The sequence below is a fragment of the Limnohabitans sp. TEGF005 genome (assembly GCF_055394835.1).
Window position 1 is genome coordinate 2805851 of record NZ_AP029226.1, and the last position, 17356, is coordinate 2823206.

At 59.8% G+C, this 17356-nt stretch carries 15 protein-coding genes and 1 riboswitch; of the genes, 12 read left to right on the forward strand and 3 right to left on the reverse strand.

All coding sequences use genetic code 11. The features are described from left to right. Positions 1-9 precede the first annotated feature (9 nt). The 8 genes from ACZ5RG_RS13980 (at position 10) to ACZ5RG_RS14015 (ending at position 9685) form a co-directional block, all read left to right on the forward strand. A complete protein-coding gene (locus ACZ5RG_RS13980; protein ID WP_464447369.1) occupies positions 10-1059 on the forward strand; it encodes an ATP-binding protein in 1050 nt (349 codons plus the stop codon). Positions 1060-1123: 64 nt separating this feature from the next. Next, positions 1124-1429, forward strand: a complete 306-nt coding sequence (locus ACZ5RG_RS13985; protein ID WP_464447370.1) for an STAS-like domain-containing protein — start codon at positions 1124-1126, stop codon at positions 1427-1429. Between the two features lie 106 nt (positions 1430-1535). Further along, positions 1536-1635, forward strand: a riboswitch (S-adenosyl-L-homocysteine riboswitch). 55 nt (positions 1636-1690) lie between these two features. Then, positions 1691-4402 carry a methionine synthase gene (metH, locus tag ACZ5RG_RS13990; protein ID WP_464447371.1) on the forward strand — a complete coding sequence of 904 codons (2712 nt, stop codon included), beginning with the start codon at positions 1691-1693 and terminating at the stop codon, positions 4400-4402. 5 nt (positions 4403-4407) lie between these two features. Beyond that, positions 4408-5478, forward strand: coding sequence for a DUF6352 family protein (locus tag ACZ5RG_RS13995; RefSeq protein WP_464447372.1), 1071 nt, complete (start codon positions 4408-4410; stop codon positions 5476-5478). A 38-nt stretch (positions 5479-5516) separates the two neighbouring features. Continuing rightward, positions 5517-6734: an ABC transporter substrate-binding protein gene (locus tag ACZ5RG_RS14000; protein ID WP_464447373.1), complete on the forward strand. Its 1218-nt coding sequence runs from the start codon at positions 5517-5519 to the stop codon at positions 6732-6734. Positions 6735-6746: 12 nt separating this feature from the next. Next, positions 6747-8390 carry an ABC transporter permease gene (locus ACZ5RG_RS14005; protein ID WP_464447374.1) on the forward strand — a complete coding sequence of 548 codons (1644 nt, stop codon included), beginning with the start codon at positions 6747-6749 and terminating at the stop codon, positions 8388-8390. A 10-nt stretch (positions 8391-8400) separates the two neighbouring features. Beyond that, positions 8401-9087: an ATP-binding cassette domain-containing protein gene (locus ACZ5RG_RS14010; RefSeq protein WP_464447375.1), complete on the forward strand. Its 687-nt coding sequence runs from the start codon at positions 8401-8403 to the stop codon at positions 9085-9087. Next, a complete protein-coding gene (locus ACZ5RG_RS14015; protein ID WP_464447376.1) occupies positions 9080-9685 on the forward strand; it encodes a CDP-alcohol phosphatidyltransferase family protein in 606 nt (201 codons plus the stop codon). Before ACZ5RG_RS14010 ends, ACZ5RG_RS14015 begins: the two co-directional genes overlap by 8 nt. Before the next feature lie 399 nt (positions 9686-10084). Here the strand turns inward: ACZ5RG_RS14015 and ACZ5RG_RS14020 are convergent, their stop codons facing one another. Continuing rightward, positions 10085-10426 carry a helix-turn-helix domain-containing protein gene (locus ACZ5RG_RS14020; protein WP_464447377.1) on the reverse strand — a complete coding sequence of 114 codons (342 nt, stop codon included), beginning with the start codon at positions 10424-10426 and terminating at the stop codon, positions 10085-10087. Continuing rightward, the gene (locus tag ACZ5RG_RS14025) at positions 10413-10745 is read right to left on the reverse strand and encodes a type II toxin-antitoxin system RelE/ParE family toxin (RefSeq protein WP_464447378.1); all 333 of its coding nucleotides are present in this window, start codon (positions 10743-10745) and stop codon (positions 10413-10415) included. Before ACZ5RG_RS14025 ends, ACZ5RG_RS14020 begins: the two co-directional genes overlap by 14 nt. A 192-nt stretch (positions 10746-10937) precedes the next feature. Here ACZ5RG_RS14025 and ACZ5RG_RS14030 point away from each other — a divergent pair, with 192 nt between their 5' ends. The 4 genes from ACZ5RG_RS14030 to ACZ5RG_RS14045 all read left to right on the forward strand — a co-directional run bounded on the left by ACZ5RG_RS14030 (position 10938) and on the right by ACZ5RG_RS14045 (position 16761). Continuing rightward, a complete protein-coding gene (locus tag ACZ5RG_RS14030; RefSeq protein WP_464447379.1) occupies positions 10938-12080 on the forward strand; it encodes a Fic family protein in 1143 nt (380 codons plus the stop codon). Between the two features lie 193 nt (positions 12081-12273). Beyond that, entirely contained in the window at positions 12274-13752 is a 1479-nt protein-coding gene (locus tag ACZ5RG_RS14035) for a Fic family protein (RefSeq protein WP_464447380.1), read from the forward strand. 82 nt (positions 13753-13834) lie between these two features. Further along, positions 13835-15997 (forward strand): FAD-dependent oxidoreductase, encoded by a 2163-nt coding sequence (locus tag ACZ5RG_RS14040; RefSeq protein ID WP_464447381.1) that lies wholly within the window; start codon positions 13835-13837, stop codon positions 15995-15997. Beyond that, positions 15994-16761, forward strand: coding sequence for a DUF3047 domain-containing protein (locus ACZ5RG_RS14045; RefSeq protein ID WP_464447382.1), 768 nt, complete (start codon positions 15994-15996; stop codon positions 16759-16761). The genes ACZ5RG_RS14040 and ACZ5RG_RS14045 overlap by 4 nt, the downstream gene beginning before the upstream one ends. Before the next feature lie 8 nt (positions 16762-16769). Here the strand turns inward: ACZ5RG_RS14045 and ACZ5RG_RS14050 are convergent, their stop codons facing one another. After that, positions 16770-17345 (reverse strand): carboxymuconolactone decarboxylase family protein, encoded by a 576-nt coding sequence (locus tag ACZ5RG_RS14050; RefSeq protein ID WP_464447383.1) that lies wholly within the window; start codon positions 17343-17345, stop codon positions 16770-16772. Positions 17346-17356 lie beyond the last annotated feature (11 nt).

The window sequence follows — 17356 nt, forward strand, 5'->3', positions numbered from 1 at the left end:
AATATAAAAATGAATTTTTACAAAAACCGTGATGACATCAGTCTGACCTTGCCGGAGGTCGTCGGTGTGAGAGATATTGCGCCATTGATTTCTGCTCTCAGTGAAGCGCGTGCTGCTCAAGGCAATGTAGAGCTGGATTGTTCTAAGGTTCGTTTCATTGATCCTTTTGGGATGACAGCGTTGTCTGCGGCGATCAGTGAGGTTCAAGCTCAGAAGCGACGTGTTGCATTGACATGGTTAGACGCAAAGACTGTCAGTTATCTAGAGCGCATGAATTTCTTCGTCGATAACGACATTGACGCAGTAGATGTTCCGGTAAATCGTCAACGAAATGATTTGAGGAGCAAGTTGTTAGAAATCACTCATATCGTTGATAGTGGGACATCAGAGGCAGTGGCCGATCAATTGGCTGCAGCTATTGTGTTCATGATCATTGGGCGCGCTGAGAAAACAAACAATGATCAAGCTATAGATTTGGAGTACGACCAGTATTACCGACCCTTGCGTTATGCACTTTCCGAGTTGATCGAAAACTCACTGACCCACGCTCGTCGCGAAGGTGCTCATGATGCATCAGTATGGGTAGCTGCCCAGTTTTACAAGGATGCACTAGTTGGTGGGCGTGTAGAGGTTGCGGTGGTGGACAATGGTTGTGGCTTTTTGGCGACATTAAAGAACCATGCAGAACTGCCAGAAAATACGCATGGCGCAGCGATCAAAACTGCGCTCAAACCCAAAGTTAGCTGCAATCGTGACATGGGGCCATTTGGGGAGAGTGTGAATGAGGGCGTTGGCTTGACGACTACCGTTCGAATTTCCAAAGAGACCGGAGGTACGGTTCACATCGTCAGCGGTGACGCCTTGTTCGCTGAAAACTTAGCGATAGCAACAAAACGCAGTGATCAGATCAAGGTTTTGCCGGGTTGTTGGGATGGCGTTGCGATTTCGGTGACTTTCACCGGCGCAAAATTACCTTCTGTCAAAATTTCTGACTTGTTGCCTCCGGTTGGGGAGGCAAAACAAGTAAAAGTACCAGTTGTGTTGAGGTTTGACGAGTAATAGTATGATTCAACCCTGATATCCAATGACCTCGTTAGCTCCCCCTAACTTTTGAGGACGCCTCATGACTACGCAAATCGCACTTCAGCAGCACGCCTTGGGCCGCATGATTGGTATGCGCTCATCTGCGGTTCCCATCCGTCACTCCATTGAATCGGCTCTCCGGGATGGGCAAGATGTGGTGGTTAATTTCACAGGAGTGGAGGTCACACAGTCTTTTGTAGATGAGCTGTTGGGTGCTCTCATTCTTCGAGATGGGCCGCAAATTATGCAGCGCTTGATACTTAAAGGTTGCTCTGAGCAGACGCGTGGAATTGTCAAATTTGTGGCAACAGACCGCTCCGAGCAGTTCTTAGCGTCTGTTCATTAAAAGATTGTTCAGTTTATTTTGGGGCCTCTGATATCAGAGGCCTCTTTAACTTGTGGTCTGCCTAATCTGTAATAGGCCACGAACCCTACTAGTATTAAAATCCACCTTCCCCAAGGAGCGTTGCAGCCCGCCACCGTCCAGGTGCAGCAGGTCAGGCTTGGGGTATTCAATTTCTGATTGTTTTTGCACAACGACGCTCACCTGTAAGCCCAAGGTGAGCCTGTGTCCGTTGTCGCGTCCAAATCCATTGTTGTTCCCCCCATGAAATTGTCCGGTCTGGAGCCTGTCCTGATCGGCACCGATTCACTGTTCGTCAACGTCGGCGAACGCACCAACGTGACCGGCTCCAAGGCCTTTGCCCGCATGATTTTGAACGGCGAGTACGAGCAGGCTTTGGCCGTGGCGCGTCAGCAGGTCGAAAACGGTGCGCAGGTGATCGACGTGAACATGGACGAAGCCATGCTCGACAGCCAGGCGGCCATGGTGCGTTTTTTGAACCTGATGGCCGGTGAGCCCGACATCGCGCGTGTGCCGGTGATGGTGGATTCGAGCAAATGGTCGGTGATCGAGGCCGGTCTGCGCTGCATTCAGGGCAAGGGCATCGTGAACTCGATCAGCATGAAAGAGGGCGCGGGCGAATTCAAGCGCCAAGCCAAGCTGGTCAAGCGCTATGGGGCGGCTGCTGTGGTCATGGCCTTCGATGAAAAAGGCCAGGCCGACACCTACGAGCGTAAGGTCGAGATTTGCGAACGCGCTTACCGGGTACTGGTTGATGAGGTGGGTTTCCCACCCGAAGACATCATTTTTGACCCCAACATTTTTGCCATCGCCACCGGCATCGAAGAGCACAACAACTACGCGGTGGATTTCATCAACGCCACGCGCTGGATCAAGCAAAACCTGCCGGGCGCCAAGGTGTCGGGCGGCGTGTCCAACGTCTCGTTCAGCTTCCGGGGCAACGACCCGGTGCGCGAGGCCATCCACACCGTTTTTTTGTACCACGCCATTCAGGCGGGCATGGACATGGGCATCGTCAATGCGGGCATGGTCGGGGTGTACGACGACCTGGAGCCTGTGCTGCGTGAGCGCGTGGAAGATGTGGTGCTGAACCGCCGCCCTGATGCGGGTGAGCGCTTGGTCGAAATTGCCGACAGCGCCAAAGGTGCGGCCAAAGACGAGAGCACCAAGTTGGCTTGGCGCGGCACGCCCGAAGCGCCGGTGAGCGTGGCGCAGCGCTTGAGTCACGCACTGGTGCACGGCATCACCGACTTCATCAACGAAGACACCGAAGCCGCTTACCAAGACGTGTTGGCCCAAGGTGGCCGCCCCTTGCATGTGATTGAAGGCCCACTGATGGACGGCATGAACGTGGTCGGTGACCTGTTTGGCCAGGGCAAGATGTTCTTGCCGCAAGTGGTCAAGAGCGCCCGCGTGATGAAGCAGGCCGTGGCGCATTTGTTGCCCTACATCGAGGCCGAAAAACTCGCCCAAGAGGCTGCAGGCCAAGACGTGAAGGCCAAGGGCAAGATGGTGATCGCCACCGTCAAGGGCGATGTGCACGACATTGGCAAAAACATCGTCACCGTGGTCTTGCAGTGCAACAACTACGAAGTGGTCAACATGGGCGTGATGGTGCCTTGCCACGAAATTTTGGCCAAAGCCAAAGAAGAAAACGCCGACATCATCGGCCTGTCGGGCCTGATCACACCCAGCCTCGAAGAGATGCAGTACGTGGCGGCCGAGATGGAAAAAGACCCGTACTTCCGTGAGCGCCAGATGCCGCTGTTGATTGGCGGTGCCACCTGCAGCCGCGTGCACACCGCCGTGAAAATCGCGCCCAACTACAGCGGCCCGGTGGTCTATGTGCCCGACGCTTCGCGCAGCGTGAGCGTAGCGCAGGGTTTGCTGTCAGATCAGGCGGCCAAATACATCAGCGAACTGAACGCCGACTACGCCAAGGTGCGAGAGCAGCACGCCAACAAAAAACAAACCCCAATGTGGACGCTGGCGCAGGCCCGCGCCAACAAAACGCTAATCGACTGGACCCAAGGCGTGCCTGCCGCGCCCAAGTTCATTGGCCGCCGCGTGTTCAAGAACTACGACTTGGCCGAAATCGCACAGTACATCGACTGGGGCCCGTTCTTTCAGACCTGGGATTTGGCCGGGCCTTACCCCGCCATCCTGGATGACGAGATCGTGGGTGAACAAGCCCGCAAGGTGCTGGCCGACGGCAAGGCCATGCTGCAAAAAATCATCGAAGGCCGTTGGGTGACGGCCAACGCGGTGCTGGGCCTGTACCCCGCCAACACAGTGAATGACGACGACATCGCGCTGTATGCCGACGAATCGCGCAGCCAAGTCGCCATGACCTGGCGCGGCCTGCGTCAGCAAACCGAAAAACACAAGATCGATGGCGTGATGCGCCCCAGCCGCTGCCTGGCCGACTTTGTCGCGCCGCAAGGTACAGCCCAGGATTACGTCGGCGTGTTCGCCGTCACCGCAGGCATTGGTGCCGACAAACGCGCCGAGGCTTTTGAGGCCGCGCACGACGACTACAGCGCCATCATGCTCAAGTCGCTGGCAGACCGCCTGGCCGAAGCGCTGGCCGAATGCCTGCACAAGAAAGTGCGCACCGACCTGTGGGGCTACGCCGCCTCAGAAGGCTTGAGCCACGAAGATCTGATTGCTGAAAAGTACCAAGGCATCCGCCCCGCACCCGGCTACCCTGCTTGCCCCGACCACAGCGCCAAAAAAGCCATGTTTGATTTGTTGCAATGCGAAGACATTGGCATGGGCCTGACCGAAAGTCTGGCCATGACCCCTGCGGCCAGCGTGAGTGGTTTTTACATCGCGCACCCAGAGGCGCAGTACTTCAACGTGGGCAAAGTGGGCGACGACCAGGTGCAAGACTTGGCGCAACGCAGCGGCGTTGAGGTCAAAGCCTTGCAGCGCTTGCTGGCCCCCAACCTGTAAACACCATGCACAACTTCTGGACCGCGTGCGGCCACCAACACCTGACCTGCAACGAACGCGGCTGGCTGAGCCCCACACCCGATTACTGGCGTCTGTGGTTGCAACGCCCCGAGTTGGCGCTGGTGCCCGAATCGTGCAAAGCCGAAAAGCGTTTGCATCAGGCCTTGTTGGACGCGCCTTTGCTGCAAGTCGGGCCCGGTGATTTGAAAGCTGTCAAAGACGCGGATGCACGGGCCAACTACGCGCTATTTTTAAGCTTTCGTGACGATGTGCAAACGGCGGGTTCGCTCGAGTCGGCCTACATCGGCTGGATGCGAAGCGGCCATAACCCATGGCCTCCGCTGTTCATTGATCTGGTGGTGCAGGCCATCGTGTGCCATGTGCTGCGCGATGAACAAGACGCCTGGGTTTGGCGTGCCGCCGAGTTGCTGTTTCGCCGTCAGCGCATCACCGTCGAGGGTGGCCGCGTGCTGTCAGGCGACAGCGACACGCTGGACAGTTTGCAAGCCACGGGTGGCTTGGGCGAGATGGGCCGGTTGCTGATCGAAGGGGGTGCGCCGCTCAAGGCGGTCGATGTGAAAGTGCTGCACAAGGACAACGCCGAGCGCTACTTTGCGCAGCGTGAAGGCCTGGGCCGTTTTGCTTTTTTACTCGACATGACGCACGAAATTCAAAACGAACTGCCGCACGGTTTGATTTTGAATATGGTCAATGCGCGATCGGGCCTGAAAGCCTTGTCGGTGGTGCTGGCCCGCTGGGTGCAGCACTTTCTGGGCGTGTCGGTGCAGATCGAGCCGGTTCAAAAAGTGGACGATCCGGCCTGGCGCTGGCATGTGGGCCTGGACGTCACGGCCACGGCCTTGCTCAACGACCTGTATCAGGGCCACGAACTGGACACCCAACGCCAACAGCAACTCATCAGCCTCTTCAAGCTGCGCTTTGAAAACCCGCAAGACATGCGTGCCGATGTGCAGGGCAAGCCTGTTTATTTGGGGCTGGCCATGAATGCGCAAGGCCTGCTCAAGCTCAAACCACAAAACCTGTTGCTCAATTTGCCCTTGGCCAGTCAGGTCTGAGTTTTGTTGGCCCAGGTGAGTATTCGATCGGATTTTTAATGACATCCTTGATTTCAATCACGCGCCGCCGCGCTTTTGGTTTGTTCGCTGCCACAGCGGTGTGCCCTGTGCAGGCCGCCACACCCATTCCCGCGACCTGGGCCGACACCTTGCGCACCGCGCGGGGCCAAACCGTTTACTTCAATGCCTGGGCGGGCAGCGAGCGCATCAACACCTATTTGCAATGGGCGGCAGGCGAGTTGCAGCGTGACTTTGGTGTCAAGTTGCAGCACGTCAAGATCAGTGACGCGGCCGATGTGGTCAAGCGTGTGCGCACCGAAAAGCAGGCGGGCCGTCAGGACAGCGAGGGCACGGTAGACCTGATTTGGATCAACGGCGAAAACTTTGCCGCCATGAAGCGCGAGGGTTTGTTGTCGGCACCGTTTGCCAAGACACTGCCCCACTTTCAGTGGGTGGACACGGTGGGCAAGCCCACCACCTTGGTGGATTTTTCGGTGCCCACCGAGGGCCTTGAATCGCCTTGGGGCATGGCCCAGCTCACCTTCTTGGCTGACCGCCAGCGCTTGCCCAAGCCACCGCAAAGCATGGCCGAGTTGTTGGCGCTGGCCCGCACGCAGCCGGGGCGCATCACCTACCCCCGCCCGCCCGAGTTCCATGGCACGACCTTCATGAAGCAGGCCTTGCTGGAGCATGCCCCCGATGTGAAAGCGCTGGCCCAGCCGGTGACACCCGAGGCCTTGCAGCTGCAAGCGGCACCGCTGTGGCGATTTTTAGATGCGCTGCACCCGCACTTGTGGCGTGGGGGCAAGCAGTTCCCGCAAAATTCGGCGGCGGTGCGCCAGATGATGGCCGACGGTGAGTTGTTGCTGGCCCTCACCTTCAACCCCAACGAAGCGGCCAACGAGATCGCGGCCAAGCGCCTGCCCGCCACGGTGTACAGCTGGCAGTTTGCCAAGGGCACGATCGGCAACACCCACTTTGTCGCCATCCCCTACAACGCGCCCAGCAAAGCCGCTGCGCAAGTGGTGGCCAACTTTTTACTGTCACCTGCCGCACAAGCACGCAAAGCCGACATCGACGTGTGGGGCGACCCCACGGTGCTCGATGTGGCGCGTTTGCCCGCGCACGAGCGGGCCATGTTTCAGTCGGCCCCGCGTGCCGGGCAATTGGTGCAGTCGTCGCCCGCCTTGCCGGAGCCGCATGCATCGTGGGTCGATGCGCTCGAAAAAGAGTGGGTTCGCCGCTACGGCGTGTGAGATGCCTGCCCTGTGTCTTTGCAAGTCGGGGCACCCGCCACCGACCGACAGGCCGTGAGCTTTGTGTGGCCTGCGCTGCTGGCGCTGGTCGCCGCCGTGCCCATGGGCTGGGCATTGTGGGCCGCACTGGTGCAAATGGCCGATGCCGCTGCCTGGCAAGCCCTGTGGGCCGACCCCCAAACCTGGCGTGCTTGGGGCATGACGCTCTGGACTGGCTTGGCTTCGACATGGCTGGTGTGGTGGTCGATGGCGCGTGTGTTGGCCCATGGTTTCATCCGCCAAAAATTGGCCAAGTGCTTGAGCCATGTGCCCGCTTTGTTGGCCACACCGCACGCGGCCATGGCCGTGGGTTTGGTGCTGTGGCTCTCGCCCAGCGGTTGGGCATTGCGCTGGGTCTCGCCGGGCCTCACAGGGTTTGAATCGCCGCCGCCTTGGCCCACCACGCAAGACCCGTGGGGCTTGGGTTTGATCTTGGCACTGTGGCTCAAAGAGTTGCCGTTTTTGCTGTGGGTGGCTGCCACACAAATGCAGCGCGAAGACCTGCGCCGCCGTTGGCAGACCGAATACACCTTGGCCCAAACCTTGGGCCACACGCCCATGCAAGCCTTTGCCCAAGTGGTCTGGCCCCAGTTGGCGCCGCGCTTGCGCTGGCCCTTGCTCGCGGTGTTGGCCTATGGCCTGACGGTGGTCGACATGGCCCTCATCATCGGCCCGGCATCGCCGCCCACTTTGGCGGTGCTGGCTTGGCAATGGCTGGGCGATGCCGACTTGGCGGTGCTGTCCAAAGGGGTGGCGGCTGCGGGCTTGCTCACTTTGAGCGTGGCGGTTTTGGCGCTGGGTGCTGTGGTTGTTTTGCGAGTGGGCTTGCCTTGGCCCGGGCGAATGTCTTGGATTTGGAGCGCCGTGGGCATGGCCTATTGCGCCGTTTGGTTTGCGCTGGCCGTGGGCAGTGTGTCGGGGGTGTGGCCGTTTCCCCAAGTGTGGCCATCGCTTTGGACGGGCGATGCCTGGGCACAGGTGATGGCCAGCGCCCGCACGGTGTGGACCACTTTGGGCTTGGCCGTGGCGTCGGCCAGCCTGTGTCTGGTTTGGTCAATGGCCTGGCTTGAATGTGCCAACCACCGCTGGCAACAGCGGCTGCGCCCTGCCTGGTTGCTGCCCTTGGTGCTGCCCTCGGTGCTGTGGGTGCTGGGGCTGTACAGCTTGGCGCTGCAGTGGCGGCAAGAGGGGCAATGGCTGGGCTTGTGCTTGGCGCACGCGGTCATGGTCTTGCCCTATGTGCTGCTGGCACTGGAGCCCGCTTACCGCGCGGTAGACCCGCGCCAAGCGGCCGTGGTGGCCAGCTTGGGTCATGGCCGCTGGCGGTATCTGGTGCGCATCAAATGGCCGCTGCTCAAACGCGCCATCGCCTCGGCTTGGGCGGTGGGCTTTGCGGTCAGTGTGGCGCAGTATCTGCCCACGCAATATGTGGGCGCAGGCCGCTTTGCCACCGTCACCACCGAAGCCGTCACATTGGCGGCCGGTGGGCAGCGCACGCTCATGAGCGCTTATGCGGTTTTGCAAATGCTCTTGCCCTTGCTGGCCTTCGCGGTCGCAGCAGCTTTGGGCAGGCCCCGACAATTTGAGAAGATCGGGGCCATGAAAGATCGCACATGACATCCGCGCCATGAACACAAGTTTGCACGTCACCATCGACCGCCTAGGCAGTGCCAGCCACACGCTGGTGCAGGGCCTTCGCTTGGCGGTGCCTGCGGGTGAAATCCTCACGTTGATGGGCCCCAGCGGCTGCGGCAAAAGCTCGGTGCTGGCCGCCATAGCGGGCACCTTGGCCTGCGTGCCCGAAGGCCTGCAGCCCTTGCAGATGGCGGGCCGCGTGCAGCTGAATGGCCGTGATCTCACGCACCTGCCCACGCACCAACGCGGGGTGGGCTTGGTGTTTCAAGATGCGCTGCTGTTTCCGCACCTGAGCGTGGCCGGCAACTTGCTGTTTGCTGTGCCAGGCCATTGGCCACAAGTCGAACGCCAAGCGCGTGTCACGCAGGCCCTCAAAGAGGCCGACTTGAGCGGTTTGGGTGAACGCGATCCGTCCACACTCTCGGGTGGGCAGCGGGCGCGTGTGGCGCTCATGCGGGCGCTTTTGGCCGAGCCACAAGCGCTGCTGCTCGATGAGCCTTTTTCCAAACTCGACGCGGCCTTGCGCGCCCAGTTGCGCCCTTGGGTGTTTGCGCATGTGCGCGAACGCGGCATCCCGGTGGTGCTGGTCACGCACGACGAACAGGATGTGGCCGACCCGCAGCGCGTGGTGCAACTCAGCCCTAAGGGCACCGACATGGGCGCAGTGGCACATGTTTGACCGCCAAGCCCAAGCGCTTTTGCGCCCCGTGCTGAACGCCGCTGCACGCGGCTTGGTGCGCGCAGGCATCAGTGCTGACGCGCTGACCTGGCTGGGCTTTGCCATCGGCATGGCCGCCGCCGTGGCCATTGCGCTGCAAGCGTGGTGGTGGGGCTTGGCGCTGCTGCTGGCCTCGCGATTGCTCGACGGGCTGGACGGCAGCGTGGCCCGCCTGACCCAGCCCACCGACGCGGGCGGCTTCTTGGACATCGCGCTGGATTTCGTGTTCTATGCCGTCATTCCCCTGGCCTTTGCGGTGGCCAACCCCAGCGCCAACGCACTGCCCGCCGCCGCCTTGCTGGCCAGCTTCATCGGCACCGGCAGCAGCTTTTTGGCGTTTGCCGCACTGGCTGAAAAACACGGCCTGACGGACACCGCCTTACCGGGCAAAAGCTTTTATTTCTTGGGCGGCCTGACCGAAGCCACCGAGACCATTGCGGTGTTTGCGGCGATGTGCATCTGGCCTGAACACTTTGCGGTGTTGGCTTATGGGTTTGCGGGCTTGTGTGCGGTGACGACGGGGATGCGGGTGGGGTGGGGGTATCGGCGCCTAGGCTGATTATCGAGTTCGCCTTTCGATTACCTGATCTGGCTCACGTGGTGCAGGAGTTGCCTCTCCACCAGGTGCGACACAACGAAAATGCAACTCAGTAGAACCTAGCTGAGCAGGCCGTGCAGGTGTTGTTGTGACTTGAAGCGTTTTGACTTGAAGTCCCTTACCCCTGCAAAAATCGTTTGCCTCTTGATAAACAGCAGCTTTGTTGCTGAGCGAGACACCCAGTCCTGGGGTTCCGTCTTTCTTCCCGATTAAATATGAGTCTTGGTCCATTGGAATGATGCCAGTGCTGGCGCAGCCAGCGAGCACGATAACCAGTAAATATAGGAGTTTCATTTTATTTCCGAGGTCAAGAATTTGGAGATTTGCGAAAGCGATGCACAGAGCTTACGTATCGCTTATTTATGCTTGTTTGAGCGAAAACCGATTACTGCGGCTAGCTAAATTACCAGTTTCCCGAGGCCTGCGAACCAGCCGAATCTCCAGCTTGCAACCCAAGGCATCTGCGTACTTGGTCAGCGTTGCCAGCGATGGCGAGTGCTTGCCACTGCCGGACTCCATGCGTGCAACAGCAGATTGGGTGGTCCCGATTTTTTCGGCCACTTGCGCTTGGGTCAGGCCTTGCGATGTGCGGGCCTTCAAGAACTCATCTAAAAGAGAAAACTCGTCGCTCAGCTTGTCAAATTCTGCTTTGACAACCGCATCGACCAGTGCCTGGGTGCGCAGTTGTTTATGCGTCAGCATCTTTCCACTCCTTCATACGCTTGCGCGCAAGTGCCAATTCTTTGGGCGGTGTTCTGTCGGTCTTCTTCACAAACTGATGGAGCATGACAATTTTGCGATTCACCACCGTACAGAAAAATACGCGTCCAATACCTTCTCGGGACTTCAATCGCAGCTCAAAAAGACCTGAACTCATGGCCCGCGTGTGGGGCATTCCCAAATCCGGGCCAAATTCCATCATTCGATCAGTGCAATGAAAGTACCTTGCCAAAATGCCGGGCGGTAAAGCCAGCACATCAGCCTGTAACTTTTCATCGTGATATTTGATGTCCCACTTCATGCGAGAAATATAGCATGTTTGAGATAATTTGCTGCTCGGACCTGCTGGTCCTCGATGCGATCTTGAATACTTCTAGGCTCTTTGTTTGCGCCTCCCACTTGCTTGCGAGTTGGTTGAGGTTATGGGCGATTGCGGTGAATACGCCACTTATTCGCCGTAATATACGCGGTGAATAAAGCGCATAATCACCGCATGTTCGCCGACAAGCCCCCCCGCAAACGCACTTATCTGTGGCAGCGCCCCGACTGGCCGCAGTGGCGATATGACGCGACTGCGCTGGCAGGGCCGTTGGCACAGTTGCACCGTGCGCAAGGTGAGTTGGTCGGCCGAATGGCGCATTTGGGCTTGGCGGAGCGCGATCTGGCGACTTTGCAGGTTTTGACGCAAGAGGTCATCACCACCAGCGCCATTGAGGGCGAAACGCTCAACTTGGAGGCTGTGCGCTCGTCCATTGCCCGTAAGTTGGGGGTGGACATTGGCGCCCTCGCGCCCGCTGACCGCCATGTGGATGGTGTGGTGGACATGGTGTTGGACGCCACGCAGCAACACGCCCAACCGCTCACGGCCGAGCGCTTGTTTGGTTGGCATGCGGCGCTGTTTCCCACAGGCTTCAGTGGCCGTCTGCGGATTCAGGTGGGCAACTGGCGCAACGACGCCACGGGGCCGATGCAAGTGGTCTCAGGCCCGGTGGGTCGCGAAAAAGTGCACTTTGAGGCACCGCCCGCCCACGCACTGTCCGCACAAACAGCTGTGTTTTTAGAGTGGTTCAATGCCGGGCCTTTGGGTGATGCGCTGGTGCACGCTGGGCTGGCGCATTTGTGGCTGGTGACATTGCACCCGTTTGACGACGGCAATGGCCGCATCAGCCGAGCCGTGGGCGACATGGCCTTGGCCCGAGCTGAAGGCTCTGCACAACGGTTTTACAGCCTGAGTGCGCAAATTCAGCGTGAGCGCAAACAGTATTACGAACAACTCGAAGCCACCCAACGCGGCACGATGGACGTGACGCCATGGCTGCAGTGGTTTTTGGCCTGCTTGCTACGCGCGGTGCAGGGTGCTGATGGCTTGCTGGCGGGTGTGTTGGACAAGGCCCAGTTCTGGCAACGCTGGTCTGGCACACCCCTGAACGCACGCCAGATTTCGGTGCTCAACCGCGTGCTCGATGGCATGGACGGCCAGTTGACCAACGCCAAATGGGCCGCCATCGGAAAATGTTCGGCCGACACGGCGCTGCGCGATATCAATGATTTGTTAGCGCGAGGCGTATTGCGCCGCTTGGAGGGTGGCGGGCGCAACACGGCTTATGGTTTGGTGAGATCAAAAGACCCGAGATAAAAACAGCATGTCTGCATTCATTCGGATGCGTTCAGACGCCCGACAGCTGGGTCACACCCCATAGCCCCATCAGCTGCCACGACACTATGACTTGCAAGCGCGACACATTGAGCGACATAATGACCATCAATACTGTCGCTCTAAGCCGCACTTTACCCGTTAAGCGCGACAAATTGCCCGAAAAGGCCACCCCATGCCCCGCATCACCCCCGCTCACGAATTGCAAATGATCGAATCCATCGTGGTCGCGCACCCCGGCGGGATCGGTATTGCCGAGATCGAGCTGGCCATGGCGCAGCGTAAGGGCGGGGCGCTGAACCGCCGCACTTTGCAGCGCCGCTTGCTCAAACTCATCGATGCGCAGCGGATCGCGTCTGAGGGGCAGAGCATTGCGCTGGTTTACAAGCCGGTGGCGCAGGCTTGGGCGCAGCTTGCGGGCGGTAGCTGTGTCGGGGGCGTCATGGCCCCTGTGGCCCAGGCGGAGCCCGATCTGCCGGTTTCGCCCGCAGGCGCCAGCATCCGTGATCGGGTCCGCCAGCCGCTGATGCACCGCCGCCCGGTGGGTTATCGGCGTGAGTTTTTGGAGTCGTATCAGCCGGGCGTCACGTTTTATTTGCCAGCCGACTTGCGAAGCCAATTGCACGAGATGGGCCGCACGCCTGCCCATGAGCGACCCGCAGGCACCTACGCCCGCGACATCTTGAGCCGTTTGTTGGTGGATTTGTCGTGGGCTTCATCGCGGCTGGAGGGCAACACCTACAGCCGCTTGGACACGCAAAACCTGATCGAGCATGGTCAGGCTGCGCAGGGCAAGGACGCCATCGAAACGCAGATGATCCTGAACCACAAAGCCGCCATAGAGATGCTCATTGAGGATGCGGACGAGGACACGAACGAGGTGGGCTTTGATGCCTTCACATTCAAAAACTTGCATGCCGTGTTGTCGCAAGATTTGATGCGCGACCCGCAGGCCAGTGGCCGTCTGCGTCGGCGCTTGGTAGAGATTTCTGGCACGGTGTTTCACCCCGTGGCCATGCCCCAGGTGATTGAGGACTGTTTTGAGCTGCTGCTGATCAAAGCTGCCGCCATTCCCGACCCGTTTGAGCAGGCGTTTTTCCTCATGGTGCAGCTGCCGTATTTGCAGCCGTTTGAAGATGTGAACAAACGCGTGTCGCGCATTGCCGCCAACATGCCGCTGATCCAGCACAAGCTGTGCCCTTTGTCGTTCATCGATGTGCCCGAACGGGCTTACATCGAAGGGACTTTGGGGGTGTATGAACTCAACGAGGTCGATTTGTTGCGCGACGTGTTTGTGTGGGCGTATGAACGCTCGTGCCAGCGTTATCTGGCCATCACCCAAACCATGGTCGAGCCGGACCCCCTCAAAATCAAATACCGCGAGGCGCTGATTCAGGCCGTGCAGGCGGTGGTCAAGGACCTGCAAGCGCCCAGCCCAGACGCGCTGGCCACTGTGGTGGCGCGAATGCCTGTGCCCACAGCCGACCAGGACGCGTTCACCCGCATGCTGGCCGAGGCGCTGCAGCAGTTGCACGAAGGCAGCGTGACCCGTTACCGGCTGCGTCGCTCGGAATACCTGGCTTGGCAGTTGGTTTGCTCGGGTGGTGACGATCACCTGTCACTTTCTGCCGCGCCGCAACGAACTGCAAGTTAATCGGCGTTATCGTTCATGGCCTTGGGCAGCGCACATCTCGCACCATCCGCCAAGTCATCGCCCCATCAGGAGTTCCCGTTTCATGCGCCTTCGTCAAATCATGTTGTTGCTCTTGTTGGCCTTGGTCATCGGCGCTTTTGTGGTGCTGGACTTGGGGCGCTACTTGAGCTTTGAGCAACTCAAGGCCAGCCAGGCCAGTTTTAACCAGCTCTACGCACAGCAACCGTTCACGGTGGCGGCTGTTTACTTTGGGGTTTATGTGCTGGCCACGGCGCTGTCGTTTCCGGGCGCGGTCATCATCACGCTGGCCGGTGGGGCGGTGTTTGGTTTGGGCTGGGGCTTGTTGATCGTGTCGTTCGCGTCCACCCTCGGTGCCACCTTGGCATTTTGGGCCTCGCGCTTTGTGTTGCGCGACTGGGTGGAATCCCGTTTTGGCCAGCGCTTGGCCGACATCAACGCGGGTGTGGACAAAGAAGGCGCGTTTTACCTCTTCACTTTGCGCCTGATCCCGGTGGTGCCTTTTTTTCTGATCAACCTGCTCATGGGCCTGACGCGCATGAAGACCTGGACGTATTACTGGGTGAGTCAAATCGGCATGCTGGCGGGCACAGCGGTGTATGTGAATGCGGGCACGCAGTTGGCGCAACTCGATTCGGTGCAGGGCATCTTGAGCCCGGCGCTCTTGGGCAGTTTTGTGTTGTTGGGCATCTTTCCCTTGTTGGCGCGGCGCGGGGTGGCGGCCATTCAAAAGCGGCAGGTTTATGCGCGCTGGGCCAGCGTGCGCCCCAAGCGCTTTGACCGCAATTTGATCGTCATCGGTGGTGGTGCGGCGGGCTTGGTGTCGGCCTACATCGCTGCGGCTGTCAAAGCCAAAGTGACCTTGATCGAGGCGCACAAAATGGGCGGCGACTGTTTGAATTACGGTTGCGTGCCGAGCAAGGCTTTGATCAAAAGCGCCAAGCTGGCGCACCAGATGCGCCACGGTGCGCGATATGGCCTGAGCGACACCGCGCCCAGTTTCAGCTTCAAGGCGGTAATGCAGCGTGTGCACGATGTGATCAAAGCCATCGCGCCGCACGACAGCGTGGAACGCTACACCGGCTTGGGCGTCGAAGTGTTGCAGGGCTACGGCAAGTTGGTGAACCCGTGGACGGTGGAGGTGGCCATGAACGATGGCCAAGTGCAGCGGCTGACCGCACGAAGCATTGTGATCGCGGCGGGCGCACAGCCCATCGTGCCGCCCTTGCCCGGCCTGCACGAGGTTGGCTATGTGACCAGCGACACGCTGTGGGACGCGTTTGCCAAGCTCGATGACATTCCGAAGCGCATCGTGGTGCTGGGCGGCGGGCCGATTGGCTGCGAGCTGTCGCAAAGCTTTGCCCGCTTGGGTGCGCAGGTCACACAGGTCGAAATGGCCGAGCGCATCATGCTGCGCGAGGACGAAGAAGTCTCGGCTCTGGCGCGTGAAGCCTTGCATGCCGACGGTGTGCAGGTGCTCACCGGGCACCAGGCCTTGCGCTGCGAGCGCCGAGGAGAAGACAAAATTCTGGTGCTGGGCACGCAAGGGCACGAGCTTGAGTTGGCGTTTGACGCCTTGGTCTGCGCCGTGGGCCGCGTGGCCCGCTTGCAAGGCTATGGGCTTGAAGACATTGGCGTGCCCACGCACCGCACGGTGGAGACCAATGAGTACCTGCAAACGCTGTATCCCAACATCTACGCCGCAGGCGATGTGGCGGGGCCTTACCAGTTCACACACACTGCCGCGCACCAGGCTTGGTATGCGGCGGTGAATCCGCTGTTTGGCGACTTCAAATCCTTCAAGGTCGACTACCGCGTGATCCCGTGGGCCACCTTCATCGACCCCGAGGTGGCGCGTGTGGGCCTGAACGAACAAGAGGCCCAAGCCCAGGGCATTGCGTATGAGGTGACGAAATACGGCATCGACGACCTGGACCGGGCCATTGCCGACAGCGAGGCCCACGGATTTGTGAAGGTGCTCACCGTGCCGGGCAAAGACCGCATTTTGGGTGTCACGATCGTGGGCACGCACGCGGGCGACTTGTTGGCCGAATACGTGCTGGCCATGAAGCACGGCTTGGGCCTGAACAAAATCTTGGGCACCATCCACACCTACCCCACGCTGGCCGAGGCCAACAAATACGCGGCAGGCGAATGGAAGCGGGCGCACGCGCCGCAAAAGCTGCTGGCTTGGGTTGAGAAGTTTCACGACTGGCGGCGCGGATGAAGCGGCTGGGAAAAACCGCTTGGGCACGGCTGGCGCTGTTGGAGTGGGTCATGGTCAGTGGCACCGCGTCTGCCTTGGCGCAGGGCCTGGTGCCCTTGGTGCCTGCCGATGGCGCAGCGGCCAGCACTTGGCGTTTTGTGGGTTTCCCCAAGTCCAAAGCCGCTATCCCGGCCACGCGCTTTGAGTTAGACGAGGTGCAAGGCGAGCGGGCTTTGAAGGTCAGCACCGAGGCTTCGTATGGCACTTGGGTACACGATCTGCCCAAGGTCAATGCCATGCGTCTGCAATGGCGCTGGCGTCTGGACCAGCCGCTGACAGGCGGCAAAGCGGTGGCCGATATTTTGACCAAAGCCGGTGACGACGCCGCGCTCAAGGTGTGTGTGATGTTTGACCACCCACTGGACCGCGTGCCTTTTGTCGAGCGCACCTTGCTGCGCATTGCCCGAAAGGTCAGTGCCGAAGACCTGCCTGCCGCCACGCTGTGCTATGTGTGGGACAGCGTGCACCCCGCAGGCTTGCAAGGGGCCAACCCCTACACCCGGCGTGTGCGCTTCATCACGCTGCAAGGCCAGGGTGCGCCGCTGGGGCAATGGCAAGCCGAGAGCCGCGATGTGGCCGCCGACTTTGCCCGTGTGTTTGCAGACGAAACGCCCGTTGGAGAGCCCGTGCCCAAAGTGCGTGCGGTGCTGATCGGTGCCGACAGCGACAACACGGCGAGCCACAGCGTGGGCTGGGTATCGGGTCTGAAAGGGTCAGTTCCGTAACGGCGGCCTCAATGCGGAAACGGGGCAAGGCCAGGCGCGGCATTGTCGGGCAAGCCCCGGCGTGTGGTGTTCATCACCATGGCCAGCAAGCTGTAGTAACCGCAGTGCGCCGTCATGTCGATGACGCCCTGGTCACCAAACATTTTTTGCGCAGCGGCCCACGTCATATCGCTGACCGATTGGTTGTGCAACAGCTCTTGCAGAAAGTCGTACACCACGGTTTCTTCCGGCGTCATGTGCGGCGGGCGACGGCCTTCGGCAATCGCGTTGCAGGTTTCTTCGCTCACGCCCGCTTTCATGGCAATCGGTTTGTGGATATGCCACTCGACAGGCTGAGACCAATGGCGGGCCACCACCAGCACGGCAAATTCAGAATTCTGCAAACCCACGGTGTTGTCATAGCGCAGGTATTCGCCCACTTTTTGCAGGCGACGCATCAGCTCGGGGCTTCGCATCAGCGGCACAAAGGGGCCGCTCAGTTTGCCTCGTGGCCCGCTGATCAACTCATCCACTGCGGCCCGTTGGGCGTCTGTCATTTGATCGCGGGGGATTTCGGGCAAACGGTCGTTTTTGGGCATGCTCATGGGGTGTCTCG

Bases quoted from the DNA above. Each gene is read 5' to 3' on its own strand.
- ACZ5RG_RS13980 (WP_464447369.1), top strand. From the start codon at position 10: ATGAATTTTTACAAAAACCGTGATGACATCAGTCTGACCTTGCCGGAG.
- ACZ5RG_RS13985 (WP_464447370.1), top strand. From the start codon at position 1,124: ATGACTACGCAAATCGCACTTCAGCAGCACGCCTTGGGCCGCATGATT.
- metH (WP_464447371.1), top strand. From the start codon at position 1,691: ATGAAATTGTCCGGTCTGGAGCCTGTCCTGATCGGCACCGATTCACTG.
- ACZ5RG_RS13995 (WP_464447372.1), top strand. From the start codon at position 4,408: ATGCACAACTTCTGGACCGCGTGCGGCCACCAACACCTGACCTGCAAC.
- ACZ5RG_RS14000 (WP_464447373.1), top strand. From the start codon at position 5,517: ATGACATCCTTGATTTCAATCACGCGCCGCCGCGCTTTTGGTTTGTTC.
- ACZ5RG_RS14010 (WP_464447375.1), top strand. From the start codon at position 8,401: ATGAACACAAGTTTGCACGTCACCATCGACCGCCTAGGCAGTGCCAGC.
- ACZ5RG_RS14015 (WP_464447376.1), top strand. From the start codon at position 9,080: ATGTTTGACCGCCAAGCCCAAGCGCTTTTGCGCCCCGTGCTGAACGCC.
- ACZ5RG_RS14020 (WP_464447377.1), bottom strand. From the start codon at position 10,426: ATGCTGACGCATAAACAACTGCGCACCCAGGCACTGGTCGATGCGGTT.
- ACZ5RG_RS14025 (WP_464447378.1), bottom strand. From the start codon at position 10,745: ATGAAGTGGGACATCAAATATCACGATGAAAAGTTACAGGCTGATGTG.
- ACZ5RG_RS14030 (WP_464447379.1), top strand. From the start codon at position 10,938: ATGTTCGCCGACAAGCCCCCCCGCAAACGCACTTATCTGTGGCAGCGC.
- ACZ5RG_RS14035 (WP_464447380.1), top strand. From the start codon at position 12,274: ATGCCCCGCATCACCCCCGCTCACGAATTGCAAATGATCGAATCCATC.
- ACZ5RG_RS14040 (WP_464447381.1), top strand. From the start codon at position 13,835: ATGCGCCTTCGTCAAATCATGTTGTTGCTCTTGTTGGCCTTGGTCATC.
- ACZ5RG_RS14045 (WP_464447382.1), top strand. From the start codon at position 15,994: ATGAAGCGGCTGGGAAAAACCGCTTGGGCACGGCTGGCGCTGTTGGAG.
- ACZ5RG_RS14050 (WP_464447383.1), bottom strand. From the start codon at position 17,345: ATGAGCATGCCCAAAAACGACCGTTTGCCCGAAATCCCCCGCGATCAA.